This is a genomic window from Streptomyces sp. NPDC057438 (genome assembly GCF_042802995.1).
Classification (GTDB): Bacteria; Actinomycetota; Actinomycetes; order Streptomycetales; family Streptomycetaceae; genus Streptomyces.
In genome coordinates, this window is record NZ_JBHVDD010000009.1 from 108,582 (window position 1) to 132,719 (window position 24,138).

At 72.5% G+C, this 24,138-nt stretch carries 16 protein-coding genes and 1 pseudogene; 7 read left to right on the top strand and 10 right to left on the bottom strand.

Annotation, left to right across the window (positions count from 1 at the left end):
* The first annotated feature begins 100 nt into the window (after positions 1-100).
* From ACFU5F_RS08360 to ACFU5F_RS08375, 4 genes are read left to right on the top strand one after another with little or no spacing between them, the layout of a single operon-like run.
* On the top strand, positions 101-2,548 hold the full coding sequence (locus tag ACFU5F_RS08360; RefSeq protein ID WP_383883747.1) for a nitrate- and nitrite sensing domain-containing protein: 2,448 nt from the start codon (positions 101-103) through the stop codon (positions 2,546-2,548).
* A 46-nt stretch (positions 2,549-2,594) separates the two neighbouring features.
* Positions 2,595-3,023: a roadblock/LC7 domain-containing protein gene (locus ACFU5F_RS08365; protein ID WP_037704978.1), complete on the top strand. Its 429-nt coding sequence runs from the start codon at positions 2,595-2,597 to the stop codon at positions 3,021-3,023.
* A 1-nt stretch (position 3,024) separates the two neighbouring features.
* Positions 3,025-3,381, top strand: coding sequence for a DUF742 domain-containing protein (locus ACFU5F_RS08370; RefSeq protein WP_383883751.1), 357 nt, complete (start codon positions 3,025-3,027; stop codon positions 3,379-3,381).
* A complete protein-coding gene (locus ACFU5F_RS08375; RefSeq protein ID WP_383883753.1) occupies positions 3,368-3,943 on the top strand; it encodes an ATP/GTP-binding protein in 576 nt (191 codons plus the stop codon). Before ACFU5F_RS08370 ends, ACFU5F_RS08375 begins: the two co-directional genes overlap by 14 nt.
* A gap of 19 nt (positions 3,944-3,962) precedes the next feature.
* Here ACFU5F_RS08375 and ACFU5F_RS08380 read toward each other — a convergent pair whose 3' ends face one another.
* The 4 genes and pseudogenes from ACFU5F_RS08380 to ACFU5F_RS08395 form a co-directional block, all read right to left on the bottom strand.
* Positions 3,963-4,568, bottom strand: coding sequence for a TetR/AcrR family transcriptional regulator (locus tag ACFU5F_RS08380; protein ID WP_383883756.1), 606 nt, complete (start codon positions 4,566-4,568; stop codon positions 3,963-3,965).
* Positions 4,569-4,596: 28 nt separating this feature from the next.
* Complete coding sequence (locus tag ACFU5F_RS08385) at positions 4,597-6,615, bottom strand: discoidin domain-containing protein (protein ID WP_383883839.1); 2,019 nt, start codon at positions 6,613-6,615, stop codon at positions 4,597-4,599.
* Positions 6,616-7,015: 400 nt separating this feature from the next.
* A pseudogene (locus ACFU5F_RS08390) lies at positions 7,016-7,156 on the bottom strand (LacI family transcriptional regulator); the annotation flags it as partial.
* 90 nt (positions 7,157-7,246) lie between these two features.
* Positions 7,247-7,648: an HGxxPAAW family protein gene (locus ACFU5F_RS08395; RefSeq protein WP_383883758.1), complete on the bottom strand. Its 402-nt coding sequence runs from the start codon at positions 7,646-7,648 to the stop codon at positions 7,247-7,249.
* A gap of 118 nt (positions 7,649-7,766) precedes the next feature.
* Between ACFU5F_RS08395 and ACFU5F_RS08400 the strand changes: the two genes are divergently transcribed.
* Complete coding sequence (locus ACFU5F_RS08400; RefSeq protein ID WP_383883760.1) at positions 7,767-8,228, top strand: MarR family winged helix-turn-helix transcriptional regulator; 462 nt, start codon at positions 7,767-7,769, stop codon at positions 8,226-8,228.
* A 342-nt stretch (positions 8,229-8,570) separates the two neighbouring features.
* Here ACFU5F_RS08400 and ACFU5F_RS08405 read toward each other — a convergent pair whose 3' ends face one another.
* A complete protein-coding gene (locus tag ACFU5F_RS08405; RefSeq protein WP_383883763.1) occupies positions 8,571-11,720 on the bottom strand; it encodes a glycoside hydrolase in 3,150 nt (1,049 codons plus the stop codon).
* Positions 11,721-12,219: 499 nt separating this feature from the next.
* Here ACFU5F_RS08405 and ACFU5F_RS08410 point away from each other — a divergent pair, with 499 nt between their 5' ends.
* Together ACFU5F_RS08410 and ACFU5F_RS08415 are read left to right on the top strand one after the other, a co-directional pair.
* The gene (locus ACFU5F_RS08410) at positions 12,220-12,822 is read left to right on the top strand and encodes a hypothetical protein (RefSeq protein WP_383883766.1); all 603 of its coding nucleotides are present in this window, start codon (positions 12,220-12,222) and stop codon (positions 12,820-12,822) included.
* A 110-nt stretch (positions 12,823-12,932) separates the two neighbouring features.
* On the top strand, positions 12,933-14,663 hold the full coding sequence (locus ACFU5F_RS08415; protein WP_383883769.1) for a hypothetical protein: 1,731 nt from the start codon (positions 12,933-12,935) through the stop codon (positions 14,661-14,663).
* Positions 14,664-14,746: 83 nt separating this feature from the next.
* On the opposite strand, the gene ACFU5F_RS08420 is transcribed toward ACFU5F_RS08415, so the two are convergent.
* The 5 genes from ACFU5F_RS08420 to ACFU5F_RS08440 form a co-directional block, all read right to left on the bottom strand.
* Entirely contained in the window at positions 14,747-15,388 is a 642-nt protein-coding gene (locus ACFU5F_RS08420) for a cutinase family protein (protein WP_383883772.1), read from the bottom strand.
* A 282-nt stretch (positions 15,389-15,670) separates the two neighbouring features.
* The gene (locus ACFU5F_RS08425) at positions 15,671-16,903 is read right to left on the bottom strand and encodes a PucR family transcriptional regulator (RefSeq protein ID WP_383883775.1); all 1,233 of its coding nucleotides are present in this window, start codon (positions 16,901-16,903) and stop codon (positions 15,671-15,673) included.
* A gap of 122 nt (positions 16,904-17,025) precedes the next feature.
* Positions 17,026-18,060: an alpha/beta hydrolase gene (locus ACFU5F_RS08430; protein WP_383883778.1), complete on the bottom strand. Its 1,035-nt coding sequence runs from the start codon at positions 18,058-18,060 to the stop codon at positions 17,026-17,028.
* 21 nt (positions 18,061-18,081) lie between these two features.
* The gene (locus ACFU5F_RS08435) at positions 18,082-22,362 is read right to left on the bottom strand and encodes an acyltransferase domain-containing protein (RefSeq protein ID WP_383883780.1); all 4,281 of its coding nucleotides are present in this window, start codon (positions 22,360-22,362) and stop codon (positions 18,082-18,084) included.
* A complete protein-coding gene (locus tag ACFU5F_RS08440) occupies positions 22,359-24,107 on the bottom strand; it encodes a fatty acyl-AMP ligase (protein WP_383883782.1) in 1,749 nt (582 codons plus the stop codon). Before ACFU5F_RS08440 ends, ACFU5F_RS08435 begins: the two co-directional genes overlap by 4 nt.
* Positions 24,108-24,138: the final 31 nt, after the last annotated feature.

The window sequence follows — 24,138 nt, forward strand, 5'->3', positions numbered from 1 at the left end:
CCCTGTGCGCCCCACTGACAGGTGTCCACCCATCGATACCGGACCCCCTGTCGCCCCGCCCCCGCTCCTTCCGCTCCCCGCCAACCGCCCAAGGACGACGATGCCCCCACGGACCGGCGCCCGGCGCCGTCTCGGCTCCATACGTCTCTCGCTGATCCTCCTGGCTCTGATCCCCAGCGTCACGCTGGCCGTGAGTTGGGGTGTGACGACGACCCAGATGTTCTCGGAGGGACTGCGGCTGCGGACGCAGACCGGTCTGAGCAAGTCCACCGGCGCGATGGGAACCGAGGCGACGCTCGCCCTGCAGCGCGAGCGGGCCCTGTCCGCCGCCTACATGGCGACCCCCGGCAGCTCCATGGACGCGCTGGAGCAGCAGCGCCGGGAGACCGACCGGGCGGTCGCCAAGCTGGACCGCCGTGCGAGCGAGATCGAGCGCGCCCCCGACCGCATCGGCGACCAGCTGTACTCGGTGATGGGCGCCTCCAACAGCCTGGAGTACTACCGGGACCAGGTGGACAACCCCACCGACATCACGCCCGAGCAGGTCCTGGAGCACTACGGCTCGATCATCGACGGCCAGATCCACGCCTTCCAGCAGCTGACCCAGGTCGACGACGGTGACCTCACCTCGCAGGCCGGCCCTCTCGTCACCATCGCGCAGGCCGCGGAGCTGGTCTCCCAGGAGGACGCGATCCTCACCCTCAACTGGCCCTCGGGCCGCCTCGACGAGCCGACCCGGAACGGTTTCGCCCAAGTGGTCAACGCCCGCCGCTGGCTCGTCGACAACCAGCTCGTCCCCTCGCTGGAGGGCGAGGTGAAGACCGAGGTCGAGCGGATCGTCCAGGGCGGGGACTGGCGGACGCTGCAGTCCGTGGAGGACGAGGTCCTGTCGGCCCGCACCACCGGCGACGGCGAGTCCCGCCGCACCCAGCTGCCGCAGGCACAGGCGCGCTGGGACGCAGCGATGACGAAGCTCTCCACCCAGTACGAGCAGCTGATCCGCGAGCAGACCCAGGGCCTGCTGGACCGCAGCGGCGAGGAGGCGCGTGGTCTGCTGCTCACCGCCGGCTCGCTGAGCGCCGGCGGTCTCGCCGCGCTGCTGCTGTGCATCGTGATGTCCTGGCGCATCACCCGCTCGCTGTCCCGCCGGCTCACCGGTCTGCGCACGGCCACCCTCAGCCTCGCCGAGGAGCGGCTGCCCGACATCGTCGCCCGCCTCGACCGGGGCGAGAAGGTCGACGCGGACGCCGCCTCGGCCCCGCTGGACTACGGCACCGACGAACTCGGCCAGGTCGCGAAGGCGTTCAACGCCGCCCAGCGCACGGCCGTCCACACGGCCGTGGAACTCGCCGACACCCGGCGCGGTTTCCAGCGTGTGATCCTCGGCATCGCCCGGCAGAGCCAGAACCTGGTCAACCTCCAGCTCACCAAGCTCGACCAGCTGGAACGCCGGCACCAGGACCCCGAGATCCTCAAGGGCCTCTACGAACTGGACTCCACCGCCAGCCAGTTGCGCCGCTACGAGGAGAACCTGGTCATCATCAGCGGCGAGCGCCCCGGCCGGAGCTGGACCGAACCGGTCGCGCTGATCGACATCCTGCGCAGCGCCGTCGGCGAGGTCGCCCAGTACCAGCGGGTGGAGGTGCACGCCGACGACGACGTGTGGATCGCCCCGCCCGCCGTGGCCGACGTCATCCACCTCCTCGCCGAGCTCATCGACAACGCGACCTCGTACTCGCCCGCCCCGAGCCCGGTCAGCGTCCGCGCCGCGACCGTCGCCAAGGGGCTCGCCCTGGAGGTCGAGGACCGGGGACTCGGCATGTCCGAGGAGGACTACGCCGCGTTCAACGCGCAACTGGCGGTGCCCCCGCAGTTCGACGTGGTCGCGCTCGCCGACGACCTCCGGCTCGGTATGTTCGTCATCGCCCGGCTCGCCACCCGGCACGGCATCACCGTCACCCTGCGCGCCTCGCCGTACGGCGGCACCACCGCGATCGTCCTGATCCCCGACGAGACGGTGGTCCGCGAGGCGCCCGCCGCCGACGAGGACGGCCCCGAGACCGCCGAACCGCCCGCCCGCGGTTCGCTCGTGGCCGCCCGGGTCGCCGCCGCGACGGGCCCCGGACCGGACTCCGCGACCGTACTCGGGGGGCCGGACGGCACGCCCCGGGAGCGGACCGCGTCGGGCGAGGGGAGCGACGACCCCCCCGCGAGCTCCGACGCGCGGACCACCGGCGCGACCGGGGGCGCGAACGGGACCATGGCGGCCACCTCGAGGAAGCTCCGGACCGGGAAGACGGACGGCCCCGTGCCCTTGCCGCGCAGGATCCCGCAGACCAGTCTGGCCGCCGAGCTGAAGGAGGAGTCCCGACCTTGCCCCGACGGCGACGCCGACGACTTCACGGCCGAGCGCGCGGCGTCCTCGCTCGCCGGCTTCCAGCGCGGAACCCTCCGGGCACGTGACGACGACGCGGAATCCGAGTACGCCCCGGGGGAGGAATCCGCATCCGAAGAACCGGGGGACCGCGTCCCCGCCTCCGGCACCTGACGGCCCATCGACTCCCCACGCAGACCGCTCTTTGAAGGACACACAGATGACACGCCCCATCCCCGCCACGCACAGTCAGCTCGACCAGCTGCTCACCGGACTGGTGGACCGGGTCGCCGAGGTCGACCACGCCGTCGTGCTCTCCGAGGACGGACTGGTCGTCAGCAAGTCCACCGCGTTCCTGCGCGACGACGCCGAACGGCTCGCGGCGACCGCGTCCGGCCTGATGAGCCTCAGCAAGGGCGTCAGCATGGACTTCCGCGGCGGTCCCGTGCGCCAGTTGCTCATCGAGATGGGCAACGCCTTCCTCATCCTCACCAACGCCGGCCCCGGCGCCAACCTCGCCGTGCTGACCCGCCAGGGCGCGGACGTCGGCGTGGTCGCGTACCAGATGAACATGCTGGTGAAGAAGATCGGCGAGCACCTCAGCGCGGCCCCACGCGCCGGTGCCGTCGCGGCCGACAGCGGCGAGTGAGGTGAACGGAGGCGACGCGGCGGGCCGGCTGGTTCGCCCGTTCACCCTGACGGGCGGCCGGACCCGGCCCGCCCGCGGCGACTTCACCCTCATCACGATGGTCACGGCCGTGGACCCGCAGCCGGCCGGCGGCACCCGGCCCCAGCCGGAACACGCCCGCATCCTCAGACTGTGCGCGAGACCGATCGTGGTGGCCGAGCTGGCGACGGGCCTCGACCTGCCGGTCAGCGTGGTCGCCATCATGCTCTGCGATCTGCTGGAGGCGGGCCGGATCAGCGTGCGCCAGCCGCGCCTGATCTCCCGCACCCCCGACCTGGACCTGCTGAAGAAAGTGAGGGACGGTCTTGGCCGGCTCTGACCCCCAGGGGATCTCGGCTCCCGACACGGTGAAGATCCTCATCGCCGGAGGGTTCGGCGTCGGGAAGACGACCATGGTCGGTTCGGTCAGCGAGATCGTCCCGCTGCGCACCGAGGAACCCCTCACGACGGCCGGCCTCGACGTCGACGACCTCGACGGCATCCCCGAGAAGCACGCCACCACGGTGGCCCTCGACTTCGGCCGGATCAGCATCGGCCAGGACCTCGTGCTCTATCTGTTCGGCACGCCCGGGCAGCAGCGGTTCTGGTTCATGTGGAACGACCTCGCGATCGGCGCGCTGGGTGCCGTCGTCCTCGTCGACGTGCGCCGCCCCGAGTCCAGCTTCGCCGCCATCGACTTCTTCGAACGCCGCAAGGTCCCGTTCGTCATCGGCGTCAACGGCTTCCACGGCGAGCATCCCTACGAACCCGACGTGATCCGGGAGTCCCTGGCGCTGCCGGAGAACACCCCCGTCCTGCTCTTCGACGCCCGCGAACGGACCTCCTGCCGCGACGTCCTGATCGCCCTCCTGGACCAGCTGATCGCCGCGTCGGCCCGCTGAGACCCGGGGCCCACGGGACCTACGGGCGGACCTCCTCACGGACCAGACCGGCCACGTGGTCGGTGATGGTGTCGAGGATGTCCGCCCAGGCCGCGTCGTCGCCCAGGACCAGGAAGTTGAGGGTGAGGCCGTCCGTCATGGCGGCCAGGTAGCGGGCCAGCACCGGGACGGGCACCGTCAGTTCGAACCCCATGGTCGCGCGCAGTTGCTCGATCAGGTCGGCGTAGGTGACGCGGTACATCTCGTACTGCCGCCGCGCCAGATGCTCGAAGCCGGGCTCCCGCAGGGCGTACTGGGTCAGCTCGTAGGTGAGCATGTGCTCGCCCGGGTGGGCCGACACATGGTCCCAGTACGCCTGGAAACCGGCCCGGACGGTCTCCCTGAGCGTCTCCCGCGGCCGGATCGCCTCCCGCACCAGGGCCACGTAGTGCCCCGTGATGGTGGTGATGACGGATTCGATCAGCTCCTGCTTCGACTCGAAGCAGTAGTGGAAGACGCTCAGCGACACGCCCGCCTCGGCCGCGATGGACCGGGTCGTCGTCCTGGGGACTCCGTCCCGGGTCATCGCGCGGATCGCGGCCTCGGTGAGTTGTCTGCGTCGCTCGGCCGACGGCAGGCGTGCCATGTGGATCCCTTTCCCCCGTGTCATGCGGTCAGCTGCTGTAGACGCCGACCTCGTAGAGGGAGTAACCCCAGTCCGTACCGCGGTCGGTCCCCAGCATCCGAACATATCTGGCCGTGACTCCGGGGAATTTGGCGGTGTCGAGACCGCCGTCACCCGAGGTGGTGGACCACACCGTCTTCCAGGTCGAACCGTCGGTGGAGACGTCGATCTGGTACGCCTTGCCGTACGCCCGCTCCCAGTCCAGGGTGACCTTCCGGACCGTGTGCGAGGCGCCGAGGTCCACCTTCCACCACTGGGAGTCGTTCCAGTCGCTGGCCCAGCGGGTGCCGCCGTCGCCGTCCACGGCCCGGCCGGGCTGGTAGCTGGTGACGGGGTTCGACTCGGACGCGCCGGCCGTCGCCGTCTTCCCCCTGGCCAGGTTGACGCCCGCCTGGTGGTCCTCGGAGGAGCCCCAGGTGCCGAGGTAGGACTCGGCGCCCTTGAAGAGGTCGTCCACGACGCCCTGGCCGCCGACGAGCCGCACGTCCTCGATCCAGTCGGGGATCATGCCGGCGTGGGCGGCGCCGTCGGTGTTGTAGTCGAAGGTGCGCTGACCGGTGGTCTGCCTGTCGACGGTCGAGCCGCCGTCGACGGTCTTGAAGGGGTACTTCACCGGGTTGGAGGTGTTCGCGCCGCGCGGGGCCGGGTGGTCACCGATGCCGTTGAAGTCCGTGCCGTAGCCGTACCCCACGTCGTACTTGGTCCGCAGGGCGTCGGTGCGCGCGGCCTCCTTGCCGAACTCCTCGGAGCCGTGCATGTACTGGGCGACGAAACCGCCGAGGGAGTAGACCCGCTCGGTCCAGTTCAGGTCCATCCAGCTGTGCGAGGACAACACGCCCGGGTAGGACGCGGCCTCGAACATGTCCAGGACCTGGCCGGTGGCCTTGACGCTCATGTGGTCGATCTCGAGCATCATCTTGCGCTTCATCATGCCCTGCACGGCGTACTCGCCGAGATCGGTGAGCCCGCGCACGTTGCACTGCGCGTTGTCGTCGTACTCCGGCACCTCGGTGCCCTCCGGCAGATCCTTCTCGGCCTTCGTCGCCGCGTCACCGATCGGGTTGTCCTTCTGCGGGCCCTTGCACTTCTCCGTCTGCCAGAAGGTGCCCGTCGACAGGAACTGGCCGACGTTGATCGCCGTACCGAGACCGTGCTCGTCGAAACGGACGCCGCACAGCGCGTTGTCGAACTTGTGGCACAGGAACATGCTGCGCACGCCGAGGCCGTACAGCTCGTCGAGACCCTTGTCGATGTCCGCCTTGCTGCACTGGGCGATGTCGAGGATCTGCTTGCAGCCGAACGGCTCGGAGGTCTCCACACCGAGGACGACGGCGAGCTTGCCCTGCTTGATCACCTCACGGGCCTGCGCGCTGTCGGTGACGATCCGGAACCAGCCCTTGCCGGCGCCGCCGTACTGCTTGTCGATGTAGTCCTGCAGGTCGTACGTCAGCTTCGCCTGCAGCCGGATCGAGGTCATCTCGTCGCAGCTGCGGTCCTTGAACGGGTAGACCGAGCAGATCATCCCGTTGGTGACCAGGTCGTTGACCAGCACGCGCTGGCCGCCGCGCCAGGCGCGCTCGATCCAGGCGTAGTAGTTGGCCTGGTGCGTCATCGAGTCGTACGCCGGCCAGTCCTTGAACGTCGGGTAGCCGACCGGGTCGTGCTTGCCGTCGCCGCCGTGGGTGATGTAGTCGAAGATCGCGAGACTGCCGTCGGGGTAGTGCTCGGGACAGTCCTTCAGCGCGTCGGCGATGCCGGACGCGGAGAAGACCTTGCCGCAGATGAGCCGGCCGCCGAACGCCTCGTTGGAGAACAGGTGGTTGTGGGCGTCGACGAACCCGCGCACGTCACCGGCCGAGTCGGTGCCCTTGAACGGCTCACCCGTCACGTTGATCTGCGAGTCGGGCGACGGCCGTGAGGTGGGCAGCCACCAGTCGCCGGCCGCGGCCGCACTCGACGACGGACTGAGCAGCATGCCCATCGTCGTGAGGAACAGCGCCAGCACCATGAGGGGTCTGCGTCTGTTGTGGGCGCGTGGAGTCCTGGTCATCACTCACGTCCTCGGTCAGGGGGATGCACGGTCGATCGGCCAGACCGTTCCGGGACGCGGTGAACACCCACGACGCCATAGTCCGATTGTCATGGCTGGCACAAGCGATGTGACGAGAATCGCCACTGGGGTGATCCGAGTCAATAGTCCGGGACGGTTGACCTGATGTCACTCGATGCCCTAGGGAGAGTGAACGCTTCGTCAACTTCCGGTGGGTTCGCGGAGGTTGCTGCCGGAAGCGACCGAAGTCGCCTCCGGCGCTGACGGGATGCGCTCGCGGCCTTCTGGGAGGGCTGGACCGGGCTCTGCGCCCGCAGTGCCCGTACCGCTCGCTCTGGCGGCGCGGATGGCCGTCCGGTCAGGAGAGCGTACGGACCGACTGCCGGATCACCAACTGCGTGCCCCGCACCACGTGGTCGTCGCCCTCGGGGCTCTCCTCGCGTTCCAGCGCCGGCCTGACCGCCGTACGCTCCAGATCCTCGTACGGCACCCGCACCGTACGGCATGGGACGTACGGCGGGGGGTGGGGCCCGTGAAGCGGAGCCCTCGCTGACGGTAAGTGTTTACTGGTCCGCGTCCCGAACGTGGATCAGGCGGGGGAGTCGGCCGCCGAGGCCGTGGCGGACGTGGTGGCACCGATGGCGCCGGCGCCTTCCGGGCTGCCCGCGGGCCCGGGTACGGCCGGCAGCGGGGCGGGGGTGCGACGGCGGCCGGCCAGTCGGCAGCCGAGGCACGCCGTGTGGCCGCCGCGCGCGGAGAGGTCGCGGGCCCGCAGGCTCCACTGGTCGCGGGGGCGGGGGCCGGGCGGCTTGCCCCAGCCGGCGAGGTGCAGGCCCCAGGTGACCAGGAGGGCCAGCACCGAGACGACGGCGCCCAGAGCGAACCCGGGGGTCCAGCCGCAGACGCCCAGGCCGAGGAGTGCCGACCCCGTGGTGCCGATGGCGGTGCCGGTCCAGCCGGCGACGGTGTGGCCCTCGTCGTGAAGACTCACGTGTGTGCTCCCTTGACGTGCGCCGCGTCGCACCACGGCATGCCGCGGCCACGCCCACGGCGCCGGACTATGATGTCTTAGTAAGTAAGGAATATAGCTTGCCCCGGAGGCAACTTCAATGGAGCCCGAACGCCGCCCCACCGTCCCGGAGGCGATCAGCGCCATGGACGGACTGATCGCCACGATGATCGTCGGCCAGCAGGAGTTCGCCCGGAGATTCGGCCTGAGCGTCACCGACCTCGTGTGCTTCGCGTACGTCATGGAGGCCGGGGACACCCCGGTCACCGCCGGTGATCTGGCTCAGCGCGCGCATGTCACGACGGGGGCGGTCACCGGTGTCCTCAACCGCCTGGAACGCGGCGGGTTCGTCACCCGGCAACCGGACCCCGCCGACCGCCGGCGTGTCCTCGTGGTCGCGGTCCCGGACGTCGTCGAGCGGGTGGTGGCCGTCTACGGCCCGTTCTACGCCCGCCTCGGCGAGCTGTTCGCCCGGTACTCGTCCGACGAACTGGCCCTGCTCACCGACTGGTTCGGGCGGGCGGAGGAGCTGGCCCGGGGGTACCTGGACGAGTCCCGCTAGCTCGGATCCCAGTGGGGTGGGCCCGTGATTCGCCGGGTGCCGGGTGCCGGGTGCCGGGTGGGCGCCGGGTGCCGGCGGCCGGACGGTGGCCCTCGGGGCAGCGGTGCCGTCGAGCCCCTGATCACCACTGTGCAGGGGAGCGTGTCGGCGCCGCTGCTCGGGGTGCCGGCGATCGCGGCGAACAGGGCTTGGGCGGCCCCGCGGCCGACCTGTTCGAGGTTCATGTCGACGTACGTCTTCGGTCAACGGGGCCGCCCGCGCCAGCAGTTGACCGGTCCGGCGAGCCGGCCGGCTCGGACGGGACGACCGGCGGGGGCCGCTCGTGGCCCCCGCCGGTCAGGGTCAGCCCCGAACCAGCTCGATCCGGTACTTCCGGGTCTGGGAACCGTCCTCGCTGCGCACGGTGACGAGGGCCGAGCCCTCGCCGGAGGTGTCGGTCCGGTCCACGGTGACGGTCGCGTACGGGTCGCGCGCCGTCGCCGTGACCTCCGCCCGGCTCGGGTCGCCGGTGACGACCCGGTAGTCGGTGGTCGCGGGGTCGAAGGAGCCGATCGGCTTCCCGGCGACCTCGACGGAGGAGGCGGCGGCGTCGGAGGAGACACCGGGACTCTTGGCGTACACCTCGATCTCGCCCATGGTGATGTAGCCGCCCTGGCGTGCGGTCATGACCACGCGCACACCCGTCACCGGGCCCGCGTCGAGGGGGACGTCGATCACCGGGGTGCCCTCGGTGCCGACCGTGACCGGCCCGCCGGCGTCGGTCCACGGACCGTCCGCCGTCGCCCTGACCTGGACCTTCAGGCTCTGCGGGAAGGAGGCGTTGGTGCCGTCCCGGTGGAAGTGGGCGACGACCCGGCTCAGGTCACGGGCCTTCGGCAGACCGAAGGTGATGGTGTCGGACGGGTTCTTGGTGCCCGACCTCCAGTTGGACCAGGCCTTCTCGGCGGTGTTGCCGTTGCGCAGCCGCTCGGCGGAGTAGCCGCTCTCGGTGTAGGTGGCGGCGACGGACACGCCGGAGTCGGGCGCGATGTTGGTCTCCGTGGCTCCGGTCACCTGGACGCGGACGGTCGCGCCGACCGTGGAACCACCGACGACCTCCGCCGTACCCGTCAGGGTCACGACGCCCTTCTTGTCGAACGCCCCGTCGGGCGCCCGGTCCCAGGTCACCGGGAGGGCGGTCCGGCCGCCGTCCCGGCCGAGGCCGGTGACCGTCTCCGGAAGCTCCGGCTCGCCCCCCTCGTAGGTCTTCGCACGGCCGGGGACGGTCGAGGCGATCGTGTCGACGGTGACCAGGGCCTCCGCGGGGATCTTGCGGCCGAGGACGTCGGTGGCCTCCCCCCTGACGCGTACGGTCCCGGACTTGCGCCACTTGCGGTCCGACGGCAGCTCCCACACCACGGGCAGGGAACCACGGGCACCCTCGCGGACCACCGGCGTCACGGTCCCGGGCAGCTTCGGGCGCAGACCCGGGACGGTGAACGCCTCCGCCCGCTCGGTGCTCAGCACGGTCTCGTCGCTCACGGCCCAGAGCTGGTTGGCCGCCGACGTCGGGGTGTACGTCGACACCTTGGCGCCGTCGGCCGACGACTGCCCGGTGACGTCGAGGAGACGGCCGGTGGCGGCGTGCACGAACGTCCAAGCGCCGTCCCCGGTGGTCGACATGAGCCACTGCGCGGCGGCGGGGACCTCACCCCCGGTCGCTTCTTCGAGGACGGCCTGGTTGTCGCGGACGGCGAGCCGCCGGCCGGTGTCCGCGTTGGTCAGGGCGTAGCGCTCACGGTTGCCGGTGCCGGAGGTCAGCTGCTCCACCGACCACAGCTGCCGGGCGCTCGCGGCGTCGGTCGTGCGCAGGACGACACCGGTGCCGTCCGGCGACGGGGTGAGGGACTTGCCGCTCTGCGTGCCCTGGAGCCGGTAGACATGACCGGGCTGGACGAGCGCGGCGTCCTTGTCCGCGCCCCGGACTCCGTCGACCAGGAACGTGGTGACGGACTTGGCGGGGACGTCGAGGGTGGCCGAGTCGCCGGTCACGGCGACCGGGGCACCCTTCACGAGGGCGCCGCCCGCGCTCGTCACGACGGGCGTGACGGTGGCGCCCGCGTCGATCTTGCGGAAGCGAGAGAGGTCCAGGGTGACGGAACGGGCGGTCGTGCCGCCGTTCACGTGGACCACGGTGGCCGAACGGCCCGACTTCCTGACGGCGGCGACGCTGGACGGGTCGTCGGCCTTCACGAAGTGGTCGCCGGGCCGGATGTGATGGGTGAAGTTCCGGATGGTGTCGAACTTGGAGTTGGCCCGGACCGGGCAGGTCTCCAGGGTGTCCGTGGCCGTGCAGTTGAACGGGACGTGGATGCTGCCCCAGTTCTTGCCGGCCGCGGCCTGCGGCAGCGCGTCCTCGACGGGCTGCCAGAACACCCAGGCGGAGGGCTCCAGTTCACGCATGTCGTCGACCATGCGGCCGGCGATGCCGAGGCCGGGCTCCATGCTCGTGAAGTCGCTGCCGGTGCCCCAGGTGCCCTCCACCTCGCTCATCCAGAGCTTCTTGTCCGCGCCCTTGGCGATGTCGCGCGCGCTGGTGCGCATGCCGGTGCCGTAGGTGTGCACGTTGAGCTGGGGGACGGCCGCCCGGGCGGAGGCGTCGTAGGCGTTCCAGTTCTGCGTGAAGATCGTCGGGTTGGTCTCGTCCATCGCCGAGATCTCGGCATCGGTCTTCGCTCCACGCAGTGCCTTCTCGAGGGCGAGGAGCACCTTCTGCTGGAGGGCCGGGCCCGCGTGCGCGCCTTCCTGACGGCCGCCGGTGGGCTGACCGTTCGCGCCGATCTGGGTGCCCCAGTAGTTGGTGTTGGGCTCGTTCAGCGGGGCGATGGTGTCGAAGTCGATACCGTGCCGCTTCTCCATCTCCTCGGTGACCCGCACCAGATAGGCGGCGAACTCGTCGACGCGGTCCGCGCGGATCTGGTCCGTGTTCGCGTCGAAGCCGCCGGAGACGTACCCGCTGACGGTCTGGAACCAGGGCGGCGAGTTGCTGAACGCCTCCCACTTGGTGATCTTGTCCTTGACCTGGTCCACCCACCAGCGCTGGCCCGGGTCCGCGTTCCAGTCCCAGTGGCCGGGGTCGTCCGGGTCCCACCACTCCATGTCCTGGCGGGTGGTGCCCGCCGGGGCCTTCCAGAAGCCGTCCATCGTCGCGCCGGTCTTCATGTAGTCCTTGCGGACGTCCGGGGCGTTGCCGCCGCCGATGTTGTAGCGGGCGATGTTGAGGCGGAGCCCGTCCTCACCGAACAGCATGTCGACGAGTCGTCTTCGGATGGGCTCCGGGTAGCCGCCGGTGGCGTTGGCGAACCAGACGAGACTGGTGCCCCATCCCTCGAACTCCTGCTGCTGGTACGACGGGTCGATCCGGACGGTGACGGAGTTCGGCGCCGGGGCCGTCGCGTCCGCGGTCGCCGGCGGGGCCGCCATCAGACCGGCGCCGAGTACCAGGGGAACCATGGGCGCCAAGGCCCTGACGATGTGATGTCGTGGGGTCACGACACTCCCTTCCACAACGCGAGACGCACGCGAATTCGTTGACATGGCCAAAACACGTGCTTAGCATTCAGGAAACTGAAAGCGCTTTCTAGTCCTTGCGCGCATGGATTCGCACCACCGACGCGCACGACCGCTCGGCACGGCCCAGGAACGCCCCCACTCGTCCCGGGAGAAACCGCATGAGGTCGTCACGTACCGTCCCCGCGCTCACGTTCACCCTGCTGCTCGCCGCCACCGCGCCCGTCGAGGCGCGCACCGTCATCGGTGCGGCGGCACCTCGGGCGGAGACGTCCCCCACCGGATTCGCCGCCGTGGGCGCGCTCGGGCGGAACGGGCACCTCCTACGCCTACACGCCGGACCCCGCCGCAGACGTCCCCGCCCTCGTACGGGCCGGGGCGGGCACCGGAAAGCCCGGTGCCTGAGCAACTCCTCCCCCCACGAAGCGCAGGAGAGACCTCGATGAACTCATCGCGCACGAAGGCGGTCCTGGCCGCACTGGTGGCCACGCTGCTCGCCGGACCCGGTGTCGCACAGGCGGCCCCCCAGGCCGCACCCGTTCCCCGGACGCAGGCCGCGGCGGCCACCATCAGCTGGACCCTCGTCCGGGCGGCCAACCCGACACAGGACCAGCGGACGGCGTACAACCTGATCACATCGGCCATGAACGCAGCGGTCGCCCGCTACAACAACCTCAGCGATCTCGGCAAGAACATCACCGTCCGCTACGAACCCGGCGTCCCCACCGCCGACGGGAACCTCAACGGGACCATCCGCTTCGGCAGCAACCGCAGTTACATGAACGAGCGGACCGCGCTGCACGAGATCGCGCACACCATAGGCGTGGGCACCAGCTCGGGCTGGTCACGGCTGGGCGGCAGCGGCACCTGGACCGGCGCGCGGGCCACGGCGCTGGTGAGGCAGTACGACGGGTCGAGCGCGAAGATCTCCACCGGAGGCGGCCACTTCTGGCCCTACGGGCTCAACTACGACAACGAGTACTCCGCGACCGCGGCCGACCGGCACGTCCGGATCGTCGCCGCGATGGTGACCGACGGGCTGTGACCGCGTCCGCGGCAGCGGGAGTTGGTGCCTGATGACAAAGGCGCTCGCCGTGGCTGCGTTGTTGTGAGCACGGGGCGGTGGGGCCGTCGCGGCGGTCCTACCGTCCCAGCATGAACACGAGTCGCAGGAGAGGAAAGACCCTCAGGGCGCTGCGGGGCGTCGCGCCGGCGGTGCTGCTGACCGTCGGGGCGCTCACCGGAGCCGCCCCCGACGCACGGGGCGCGCAGACGCGGACCGAGACGGCCGTGGTGTCGACCAGCCCGGTCCGCGGCGTGACGGAGACGATGGTGCGGGTACGGGCGCCGCTGCCGGCGTCCTTCGGAGCCCGACCGGCGGCGTGCGACTGGCTGTCGTACCTGCGCTACCGCTCCTCCGGCGGACCGGCCGCCTCGGCCGACGCCGACCGGATCCTCGTCGCCCAGCCGGGCATCCTGGAAGGCGCCGGCGCCTTCGACAGTGTCGCCCGCAACACCGTGGCACGCGCCGCCGCCCAGGGCCGGCACATCGAGTTCTGGGCCCTGGACCGCCGCTCCAACTGCCTGGAGGACCGCACCGGGGTGGCCTCCGGAGATCAGCACACGGCCGTCGACTACTACTACCGGGACAAGCCGGTCGCAGGCCGCACCTTCGAGGGCTTCCTCGGCAACGGCGACCTGGGCTGGATGGCGCGGCTCGGGATCGAGCGGACCGTCCGCGACCAGTACGACCTGCTCACCGCCGAACTGCCCGACCAGCGGGTGCGCGCGCAGAAGGTGCTGTGCGGCGGGCACTCCCTGGGCGGTGTCATCACCGGGTACTTCGCGACCGCCGACTTCGACGGCGACCGGACCACCACGGCGGACGCCGGACACCGCCAGTGCGCCGGCTACTTCGCCCTCGACACCACCGTCTCCACCACCCTCGCGGACCTGAGCGGCAGCATCCCGGACGACACCAATCTGCCCGACGTCGGCCTCGGCCACGGCGCCGTACAGGCCGGCCTCGACAGCGGACTGCTGCCGCGCTCGCTGTCCGCGCCGGTGCTCCTCAACCCGGAGACGATGACGCTGCTCGCCATCGCCGGAATGGGCGCGCTGGAGGACCCGGACGGCGAGGCGACCCTGCCGAACGACCTTCCCCGCACCACCAACATCGACGTCACCAACCGGTTCCTGTTCTCCGAGGACACTCCCACCTTCCTCTCCGGCACCCCGGCGGTGCGGGACTTCCGGCTCACCAACGAGGCGGTCCTCGGCGCCCTGATGGACGACCACTCCGTACCGCTGGCCTTCCTGCAGAGCAGTGTGGGCTTCTTCGACGGCGGGCCGGTCGTCGACAAGAACTTCCCCGCCGCCAACGGGAGCGGGGCACAACCGGCCCTGTTCGGCCGCGAGTACAAGGCGATCCCCGACCGGCCGGGCGGCCCGCTCTACACCTGGCGGAACTACGACCGCGTCGGCGACGCCGACGACCCCGGGTACCGCTCCGCCGACGGGACGCCGTTCACCGGCGCGGGCAAGGAGGTCACCGACATCCAGGAACTGGCCCGCAGCATGGCCCAGCAGCCGCTGGACTTCACCGAGCAGTACTTCCCGACGAAGCTGGTCACCGATCTCCAGCTGGCGGGCTCGCCCCAGGTCGAGCGGCTCGTCGTCCACCCGGACGGGCTCACCGCCCACCCGACGCTCACCGTGCTCGCGGGCGACGGGCTGCTGGCGGGCCGTGTCCCGGCCGGCCTGGACCCCGTGATCGCCGACGGCTACCAGCACCTGGACGTGCTGACCGCCGCGCCCACCCAGAACGACGGCCGCCCCGAGCCCGTCTCCACGAGCCTGACGGAGTTCGCGCGGGACCCCGCGTAGCCGGCGCCCTCGTCACCCCCATGGAAGAAGGGCCCGGGAGGACATCCTCCCGGGCCCTTCGCCCTGTCCGGGCGGTCCGTGGGTCAGACCTTGGTCGCGGCGAAGGCCGCCGCCGCGTCGGCGTTCGCGCGGTAGCCGAGGTGGGCGCCCACGTCGCCGCCGCCGTTCTCGCAGACCGGGTCACCGGCCGCGCAGAAGTCGATGGTGCGGCTCTGGTAGGTGCCGGTGACGCTCTTGCCGATCGCGCGGATCGGGTTGCCGAACAACAGCACCGCGGAGACCCTCGGTTCGAGCGCCGCCGGAATGGTGGCCACGATGGGGCTGCCGACCACCGCGCCGGCGCTGCTGATGCCGATGGAGTTGTCGACGACGTTCGCGCCCTGCGAATAACCGACGAGGATGAAACGCTGGTTCGGACAGGAGGCGGCCTGGCTCCGGACATGGTTCACCAGGTCCGAGTTTCCCTGCGCGGCCGACGTGGGCGAAAGGTCGGCGGGATAGTTCACCTTGTAGCTGGACAGCGATTTGCCCGCGATTTTCTTCTGCAGCGCCGCATAGACGGGGTCGCCGACGATGAAGCCGAGCGTGCCCGGCTCGAAGGTGCCGCGAGCCGAGACGACGTCGATGTCCGTGCAGGCGGCGGCCGTGGCGGTGGGGGCCGAGACGGCGGCCAGACCGGCCCCGCCGACCAGCGAGAGCGCGGCGAGGGACAGGCGGATACGCATGGGGATCCTTTGAGGGTCGGGCGCGTGGAAGCGCCTGTGGAAAAGGACGTCCCGAAGGTATTCGCGGAGTCGGCCGTGGTGTTATGGACGGGAATTCAGTATTCACGTTCGTTTTTGTGCCGAGTTGAGTCGCCGGAGTGAGTCACCCGTGAGGAGCAGCCCTAGTCGAGCAGCCCGATTTGAGCAGCACGAGTCGAGCAGCCCGATTTGAGCAGCCGGATTCGAGCAGCCCGAGATGGGCCGACGGGGACGGGCCGGCCCGGGTGAGTCGGTTCTTCTTTTCTATGCGGTGGACGTGTCGTCGTCCCGCAGTGCCTCCGCGCGCAGGGCGAGGATGAGGTCCAGACGGGTGGCGGGGTCGTGCAGGGCGTCGCCGAAGAGTTTCTCCAGCTGCCGCAGGCGGTAGCGGACCGTCTGCGGGTGGACGTGGAGGCGGGCGGCGACGTCGGGCACGTTGCTGCCGCCGAGGAGCCACGCCAGCAGGGTCTCGGCGAGCCGGCCGCGCGGACCCTCCGCGACCGTGTCCAGCGGGGCCAGCACCTGTGACCGGAGCCGGGCGAGCATGGGTTCGTCGCTGTGCAGCAGCAGGGTCGACAGATGGTCGGCGCAGCGCACCACGCCCTGCCGGGGCAGGATGCCGCGCCCCATCAGCCCGAGCGCACGTGTGGCCCACCGCAGGGACCGGGCGGCCTCCGTGAGCGGAACCGAGGGTCCGATCGCCGCCGGCCGCCCCCGCAGCGCGAGCGTGAACGCCCGGCCGCCGAAGCCGCCCGAACCGTCCGGGTCGGGCACGAGCATCCGTGGTGGCCGGGACTCCATGTCCACCAGCGCCCCGGCGGCCGCCAACGGCCGCTCCTCCCGCTGGTCGGGCGAGGCCGCGAGGACGACGACCGCGACGTGGGTCGGCACGGACCAGCGGGCGCCGTGCGCCAGGTCACGCACGGCCTCCGGCGACACCGGCCTCTCGCCCAGCAGCAGGGCGAGCAGCCGCCCCCGGCGCCGTTCCAGCTCGTCCGTGCTGCGCAGCTGCCCCTCCGCGTACCCCGCCGCCGCGGCCTCGGCCACCTCGTGCACCGTCCGGAACGCCAGTTCGCCCAGTCCGGCCATGACCGAGGTGTCCAGCCCGAGTTCCTCCGTCGCGCGGCCCAGCAGCCGCCAGGCGTGCAGCCCTCCCACCCGCAGCGCCGACTGCAGTGTTTCGAGGCTGTGGCCCTGCAGCGCCTCCCCGCGTCCCAGCTCGTGGTAGATCGCGGCGATCGAGTCTCCCCGGGCGCGCGGATCGGCGATGTGGTCGACGAACAGGGTGAGCGCCTGCACGACCCCTGACCTGAGCAGTGCGCGGCTCGCCTCGTCGGCCGACCGGGCGGCGTACTCCGGGACCTGTCTGCGGACCTCCGCCTCCACCTCGTCGGCGACGGACTCGAGTTCGTCGCGCAGCAGCCTGGCCAGTTCGGGCGGCACAGGGGTGACGCCGGGACCGTTCGGTACGCCGTACGGCGGAGTGGGGGCAGCCACGGCGGACCCTCCTTTCACCCGGAAGCGGCTCACCCGCGGGCCGGTGCCCGTGGGGCGAGGGGCAAGTCCTGAGTAGGACGCACGCCCCCCGCGCTCCGTTCCGTGCCCCGACGGCACCGACCTCACGCCGGCACCCCCAGCACAGCGGCGAGCATCGGCCACGAGGCGCCGAACTCCCGCTTCCAGTAGGCCCAGCCGTGTCCACCGCCGGCGTAGAAGTGCGTGGTCACCGGCACCCGGAGCAGGGCGAGTGCGTCCGTGAAGGCGTGGGCGGACGGCCAGAGCAGACTCTCCAGCGCTTCCGGGAGCCAGTCGCCGAGGCCGCCGACCACTCCGCTGCCGCTCGACACGTACAGGGCGGTGCCGCGCAGTCCCGCCGCCCGGGAACGCGGGTTGAAGTCCCGCCAGGTGAGAAGGTTGAGGATCGGGTTGCCCCACAGCGACCGGGGGGCCAGGTTCTCGCGGCTGACGATGGCGTCCATCAGGCTTGGCACCCCGGGTGCCATGGTGTCGAGGATGCCGCTGTACGAGGCCGCCGCCGCGTACCTCCCCGGGTGCCGTGCCGCGTGCGCCATCGCGCCGTAGCCGCCGGTGGACACCCCGGCGACCACCCTGACTCCGGAGGCGCGGTAGTCGCGGGCCAGCAGCGCCGGGACCTCGGAGACCTGGAACGTCTCGTAGTCAGGGCCGTCGCGCCAGGCGGTGGGAATGCCGGTCGGCCCCGCGTCCGGCATCGCCACAATCAGCTCCCGGCCCGCCGTGAACGCCTCGATGTCCGTCTCCCGGGTCCACGACGTGTAGTCGTCGTGGGCGCCGTGGAGCAGATACAGCACGGGGTAGGTCCGGGCGGGCCGCGCGTCGAAGGAGGAGGGGAGGATCAGCCGGACCGGGGCGTTCCGGCCGAGGGCGGCAGAGGGGAAGGAGAGGTCGAGGGTACGGGCGCCGAGGCGGGTGACGGACCGGACACCGGGTACGGGTGCGGTCCGGGCGCGGGGTGCGGTCCCGGGGGTGGCCGCGGCGGCGGTCTTCGCGGTGGCCGTCCCGACGAGGGCGGCCAGGGCGGTGGCGGCGGCCGCCCTGGTGACGGAGCGCCGGGACGACCCGGCGGTGCCGTTCCGTCGGCCGGTGCGGGTGCTGTGGTTCACGGGGTCGGTCATGGCGGCTCTCCTCGGATCGGTTCAGCGGGTCTCCCCGGCGAGCAGCCACCGCAGATGGGCGGCGATCTCGTCGACGTTCGGCGGGTCCAGCAGCGAGAGGTGGTGACCCGCGACCCGGACGACGGTCAGGCGCGGGCACACCTCGTCCCACCCGAGCGCCTCGTCGTCCCGCTCGTACGCGGGGTCGCGCACGGTGTGCGGGGCGGGTTCGGTGGCCCGGTAGAGCACGACCTGCCCGTCGTACCGGTCCGGCCGGTGCGCCTCGCCGATCCGCAGGTCCAGATAGGACGCCCGCTGGTGGTCGAGGACCGCCGACGGGACGTCGGACGCCTCCCGCAGCTTCCGCAGCACGGCATCGATGCGCTCGGCGTCGTCCTCGGTCGCGGCCAGCTCGTCGTACGGCAGGTCCAGCTCGACCCCGTACGTGTCGGCGACGTGGCGGGCGAAGCCGGTGAAGTGCGCGTGGATCCGCTCGGCCTCGGTGCTCTCGGGGCGGGGGAGCGGACGTACCGAGTCGAGGAGCGCCACCAGCCGTACCTCACGCCCGGCGGCCGTCAGCAGACGTGCCGCCTCCTGGGCGACGAAGCCGCCGAACGACCAACCACCCAGCAGGCAGGGCCCGTCGGGGTGCACGGCGGCCACCGCCTCGGCGTACCGGCGTGCCTTCTCGACGACCGTACGGGCCTCGTCGGTCCGCTCCAGCCCGTACACCGGCCGTTCCTCGCCGAGCCGTTCCACGAGCGACCGGTACACGTCGGTGGTGCCGCCCGCCGCGTGGACGAGGAAGAAGGGGGAGCCCGGGCCCGAGCGGTGCAGGGGGTGAAGCAGCGGGTGGGAGCGGGGGAGTCCGGTGGTCTGTGGGGTCTGTGGGGTCTGTGGGGTCTGTGGCAAGGGTGTGGGCCGGATGTCCAGGGAAGGCACCGGGTGGTGCGGGCGTGGGGGAAGCCCCGCGACCGGCACGAGAGCCTTCGCCGGTGTCTCCCGTCGGCCGTCCCCGGGGCCCGGCGTCACCCCTTCCGGCAGGGCACGCTGGATGCGGGCCGCCGTCGCCTCGACCGTGCCGGCGCCCAGCAGGTCGCGCAGGGGGAGCGGGATGCCGAACTCGCGTTCCAGGGCGGCGCGGATACGGACGGCCATCAGCGAGTCCAGGCCCAGTTCCGCGAGGGCGGTGGCCGGGGTGACACGGGCCGGGGGGTGTCCGGTGACGGCGGCGATGTGGTGACGGAGCCGGTCGGAGACCGAGGAGGGGTCCGCCGTCCGCCCCTCCTCCGGCCGCTGTCGTACGGGCACCATGCGCGACTCCGCCGTGAGATGACCCCGTACGGCGGCACCGGCACCCACGACCGGGGCGGTGGACGGCTCCGGCGCCGCGCCGCCCGCCCTTCCGTCCGTCCACCAGTGCCGCGTAGGCCGCCAGCGGGGTCCGGGCAGGTCGATGACGCGGCCCGGGGGCGGAGGGAGCCGCAGCCCGGCGGTGTGCAGGACACCCACCTGGGTGAGGAAGCCCGCGGCGCTGTCGGCGTCGCGGTGGAGGGTGCCGAGGGCGAGGGCCCCGGGCGCGGTGTCCGTGATCGCCCGGGTCAGGACCGGGTGAGGCGAGAGTTCGACGAACGCGGTGTGGCCGTCGTCGGCGGCCGCGGCGACCGCCCGGTCCAGGCGCACCGGTCTGCGCAGATTGGCGGCCCAGTGCGCCGCGTCGAACACGCGGTCGCCGCGCGGGTCGTCCAGCACGGTGGAGTACACGGGGACGCGCGCGAGCCCGCCCCGGATGTCCGCCAGCTCCGCCGTCAGCTCCGGCAGCAGCGGCTCCACCTGCGGAGAATGACCCGCCCCGACCACCCGCATCGCCCGAGCGACCCGCCCCTCGGCCTCCAGCCGGCGCACCAGCCGGGATACCGGCTCCTCCTCCCCGGTCACCACCTTCTGGCCGGGCGAGGAGTGCACGGCGACATGAACATCCGGGAAATCCCGTGCCAGGGCGTCGAGTTCGTCGTCGGCGAGGTCCACCACCGCCATGGCCCCGCCCCGCAGCCCGCTGAGCAGCCGGGCCCGTACGGCGACCACACGAGCCCCGTCCGACACCTCCAGCGCGCCCGCACACACCGCTGCGGCCACCTCGCCCAGGGAGTGCCCGATGACGGCGGCGGGCTCGGCGCCGTGCGCCCGCCACAGCTCCGCCAGTGCCAACTGCAGTCCGAACAGCACGGGTTGGGCGACCTCCAGGCGGTCGAGGCCGCCGCCGGTGGCCAGGTGGTCGTAGAGGGAGAGCCCGCACTCGGGGGTCAGTTGCGCGTCCAGCTTCTCCACGGCCGCGGCGAAGGCCGGTTCCTCGGCGAGGAGTCGGCGCCCCATGCCGGGCCACTGGCTGCCGTACCCGGAGAACACCCACACCGGGCCGGGTCCGAGGCGGTCCCCGTCACCCACCGCGACCCGCGCGTGCGGCAGCCCTCCGGCCAACGCGCGCAACCCGTCCGCCAGTTCGGCCGGATCACCGGCCACGACCGCGGCCCGCACCTTCCCCCGCCCCGCACGTCCGGCGAGGGTGCGTGCCACGTCGGCCGGGTGCGCGGCGCGCCCCTCGGGCGTGTCCAGCCAGTCCGCCAGGCGTCCGGCGGTGTCGCGGACCCGGGCGGGGTCGGCGTCGGAGAGGAGATGCAGGCGGGCGGCGGGCTCCTGCGCCGGGGGCGGGAAGGCGGCGTCGGGCGGCCACTCCTCCAGCACCGCGTGGGCGTTGGTGCCGCCGAACCCGAACCCGGAGACCCCGGCCGTGGCGGTACCGCCGTACCGGGGCCACGGCTCGGCCTCCGTCACCACCCGAAGCCGTACGTCGTCCTCCAGGGAGCTGCCCCCGGCGCAGTGCAGCGAGGGCGGGATCAGGTCGTGGTGGAGCGCGAGCACCGTCTTCACCAGACCGGCGATGCCCGCGGCGGACTCCAGGTGGCCCAGGTTGCCCTTGACGGAGCCGAGCAGCAGGGGCTGGTCGGGGTCACGGCCGCGGCCGAGGACGGCGCCCAGCGCGCCCGCCTCGATCGGGTCGCCGAGCGGGGTGCCGGTGCCGTGCGCCTCGACGTGGTCGATGTGCGCGGGGGAGAGGCCGGCCCGCGTGCAGGCGGTGGTCAGCAGGGCCCGCTGGGCGGCCGGGTTGGGGGCCAGGAGGCCGCCCGAACGGCCGTCGGAGTTGACGGCGGTGGCCCGCACGACGGCGAGGATCCGGTCGCCGTCCCGCTCGGCGTCGGAGAGCCGCTTCAGGAGCACGGCCGCGCACCCCTCGCCCCGGCCGATACCGTCGGCGACCGCCGAGAACGGCTTGCACCGCCCGTCGGGCGCGAGGGCGCCCGCCCGCCGGAACGCGACCGTGACGGCCGGGGAGAGCAGCAGATTGACCCCGGCGGCGATCGCGAGGTCGCTCTCACCCGTGCGCAGGCTGACACAGGCGTGGTGCACGGCCACCAGCGACGACGAACAGGCGGTGTCGACGGCCATGCAGGGCCCGCGCGTGTCCAGGACGTACGCCAGCCGCCCCGCCGCCACGCTCAGAGCCCCGCCGGCCGGCGCCCAGGGGTCGACGGCGGCCGGGTCGGCGCCGGTGAGCTGCCCGTACTCGGACGCGGAGACGCCGACGAAGACACCGGTGGCGCTGCCCGCGAGGGACGCGGCCGGGACGGCCGCGTGATCGAGGGTCTCGTGGACGACCTCCAGGAGGATCCGCTGCTGCGGGTCCATCACCGCGGCCTCGCGCGGGGTGATCCGGAAGAAGTCCGCGTCGAACCCGGCGATGTCGTCCAGGTAGCCGCCGAAGGGGAGCGCGTCGGCGGGCGGGTAGGGCGTGAAGTCCCGCCAGCGGTCCTCCGGGACCCGCCGGATCGCGTCGACGCCGTCGAGCAGTGCCCGCCAGTACTCCGCCGGTCCCCGCACGCCCCCGGGCAGTCGGCAGCCGACCCCGACGACCGCGACCGGCTCGCCGGGCGCCGAGGGCGACCTCGTGGGTGGGGCCGGTACGGGCGCGAGGTCCGCCGTCCCCTCGCACAGCCGCGCCACCAGCGCGTCCCCGGTGGTCGCCTCCCACAGCAGCGTCGCCGGCAGCTCCAGACCCGTCGCCCGGGACAGCTCCCCGGCAAGGGAGACCGCCTCCCGCGAGGACATACCGAGATCCGCGAGCGGCCGGTCCATCGGCACGTCCGCGACGGCCGTGCCGCCCCAGGCGGCCACCCGCTCCGCGATCAGCCGTCGCAGCACGTCCTCCGCGCCGCTCCTGGCGGGTCGGCGCGGGCCGCCACCTTCGTCCCCGACGGCGGCCCTCATTCCGTGACCCCCGCCGCATAGGCACCGGCCAGATAGCGTTCCCGGGTCAGCGTCCGCGAGACCTTCCCGCTGGACGTGCGGGGCACCGTGCCCGGCGGGACGAGGAGCACGTCGGAGAGCCGCAGTCCGTGCCGGGCGGAGACGGCCGCGCGCACGGTCCGCACGAGGGCCGGTACGTCGATGTCGGCGAGCGGCACCCCGCGCGCGTGCTCCGCGACCACCACCACCCGCTCCCCGGCGCTGCCCGGCACCCCGAACGCGGCGAGCCGGTCCCGGCGTACGGCCGGATGCGTCTCCTGGGCCGTGGCCTCCACGTCCTGCGGGTAGTGGTTGCGTCCGTCGACGACGATGAGGTCCTTCAGCCGCCCGGTGACGATCAACTGCCCGTCCAGGACCGTCCCCAGGTCACCGGTCCGCAACCACGCGCCCGGCCCCGCCGTCCCCTCGGCCGCCACGGCGCCGAAGACGCGCCGCGTCTGACTCTCCTGACCCCGATACCCCCGCCCCACGTTGGGCCCCTGCACCCAGATCTCGCCGACCTCGCCCTCCGCCGTCGCGGCCCGCGACACCGGGTCCGTGATGCGTATCCGCTGGCCCGCCGGCGCGCCGCAGCCGGCCAGCAGCACCGCCCTCGGGTCGTCGGGCCGCGCGGACAGGGCCTTGCCCGCCGCCAGGGCGTCACGGTCGAGCGCGAACGCGCGCAGCGGCTCCCCGGGACGGGCGGCGCTGACGAAGACGGTCGCCTCCGCCAGCCCGTACGACGGACAGTGCGTCCCCGCGAGGAGCCCCTGCGCGGCGAACGCGGCGTGGAAACGGTCGGCCGTGCCGGGGCGCACCGGCTCGCTGCCGTTGATCAGCGCGTGGACCCCGTCCAGCCGCAGCCCGGCCTTCTGCGCCTCGGTGACCGTCGAGGCGCAGTAGTCGTAGGCGAAGTTGGGCGCCGCGCTCAGCGCGCGCGGGTGCGCGGCCAGCAGCCTCAGCCAGCGCGCGGGCTCGTGCAGGAAGGCCATGGGATCCATGAGTACCGACAGCAGCCCGCGCACCACCGGGGCCGCGACACTCAGCACCAGCCCCATGTCGTGGTAGAGCGGCAGCCAGCCCACGAACGTCACCGGATGTGCGTCGGCACCGTAGGCGGCCAGCGCCTGGCGCGCGTTGGCGACGACGTTGCCATGGGTGATCTCCACGCCGGCCGGGGTGCGGGTCGAGCCGGAGGTGTATTGGAGGTAGGCGACGGCGTCGGCGTCGGGCACCGAGGGCCGCGCTTCGCCGGCCGCGGCGTCGGGTACCTGGTCGACGGCGACGACCTTCACCTCCCGGCCCGCGCACGCCTCGCGCACCTCGGCGAGGGAAGGGCCCGTCGTGACGACGACCGCCGCGGACGCGTCCGTCAGGACCGCCGACAGCCGGTCGCCCTGGCCGGGCAGACCGGGCGGGTGCAGCGGTACGGCGACCAGGCCGGCGGCGAGCGCCCCGAGGAAGGCGATGACGTAGTCCGTGCCCTGCGGGCACAGCACCGCGACCCGCGCGCCGGGCTCGGCCTCCGCCGCGAGCCGGGCGGCCACGGCCCGCATCCGCAGGTCCAGCCTGCGCCAGGTCAGGGTGCGGTGGACGCCCCGCGAATGCGGGGCCGGATGGTCGACGAAGGTGAACGCCCGGCGGTCGGGGGTGGTCTCGGCCCAGTGCCGCACATACTCCGGCAGACTGCGGAACACGGGCGCGAGCGGGGGGCGTCGGCTGTCCATCGGGCATGGCTCCTCACGTCGCGGGGACGGC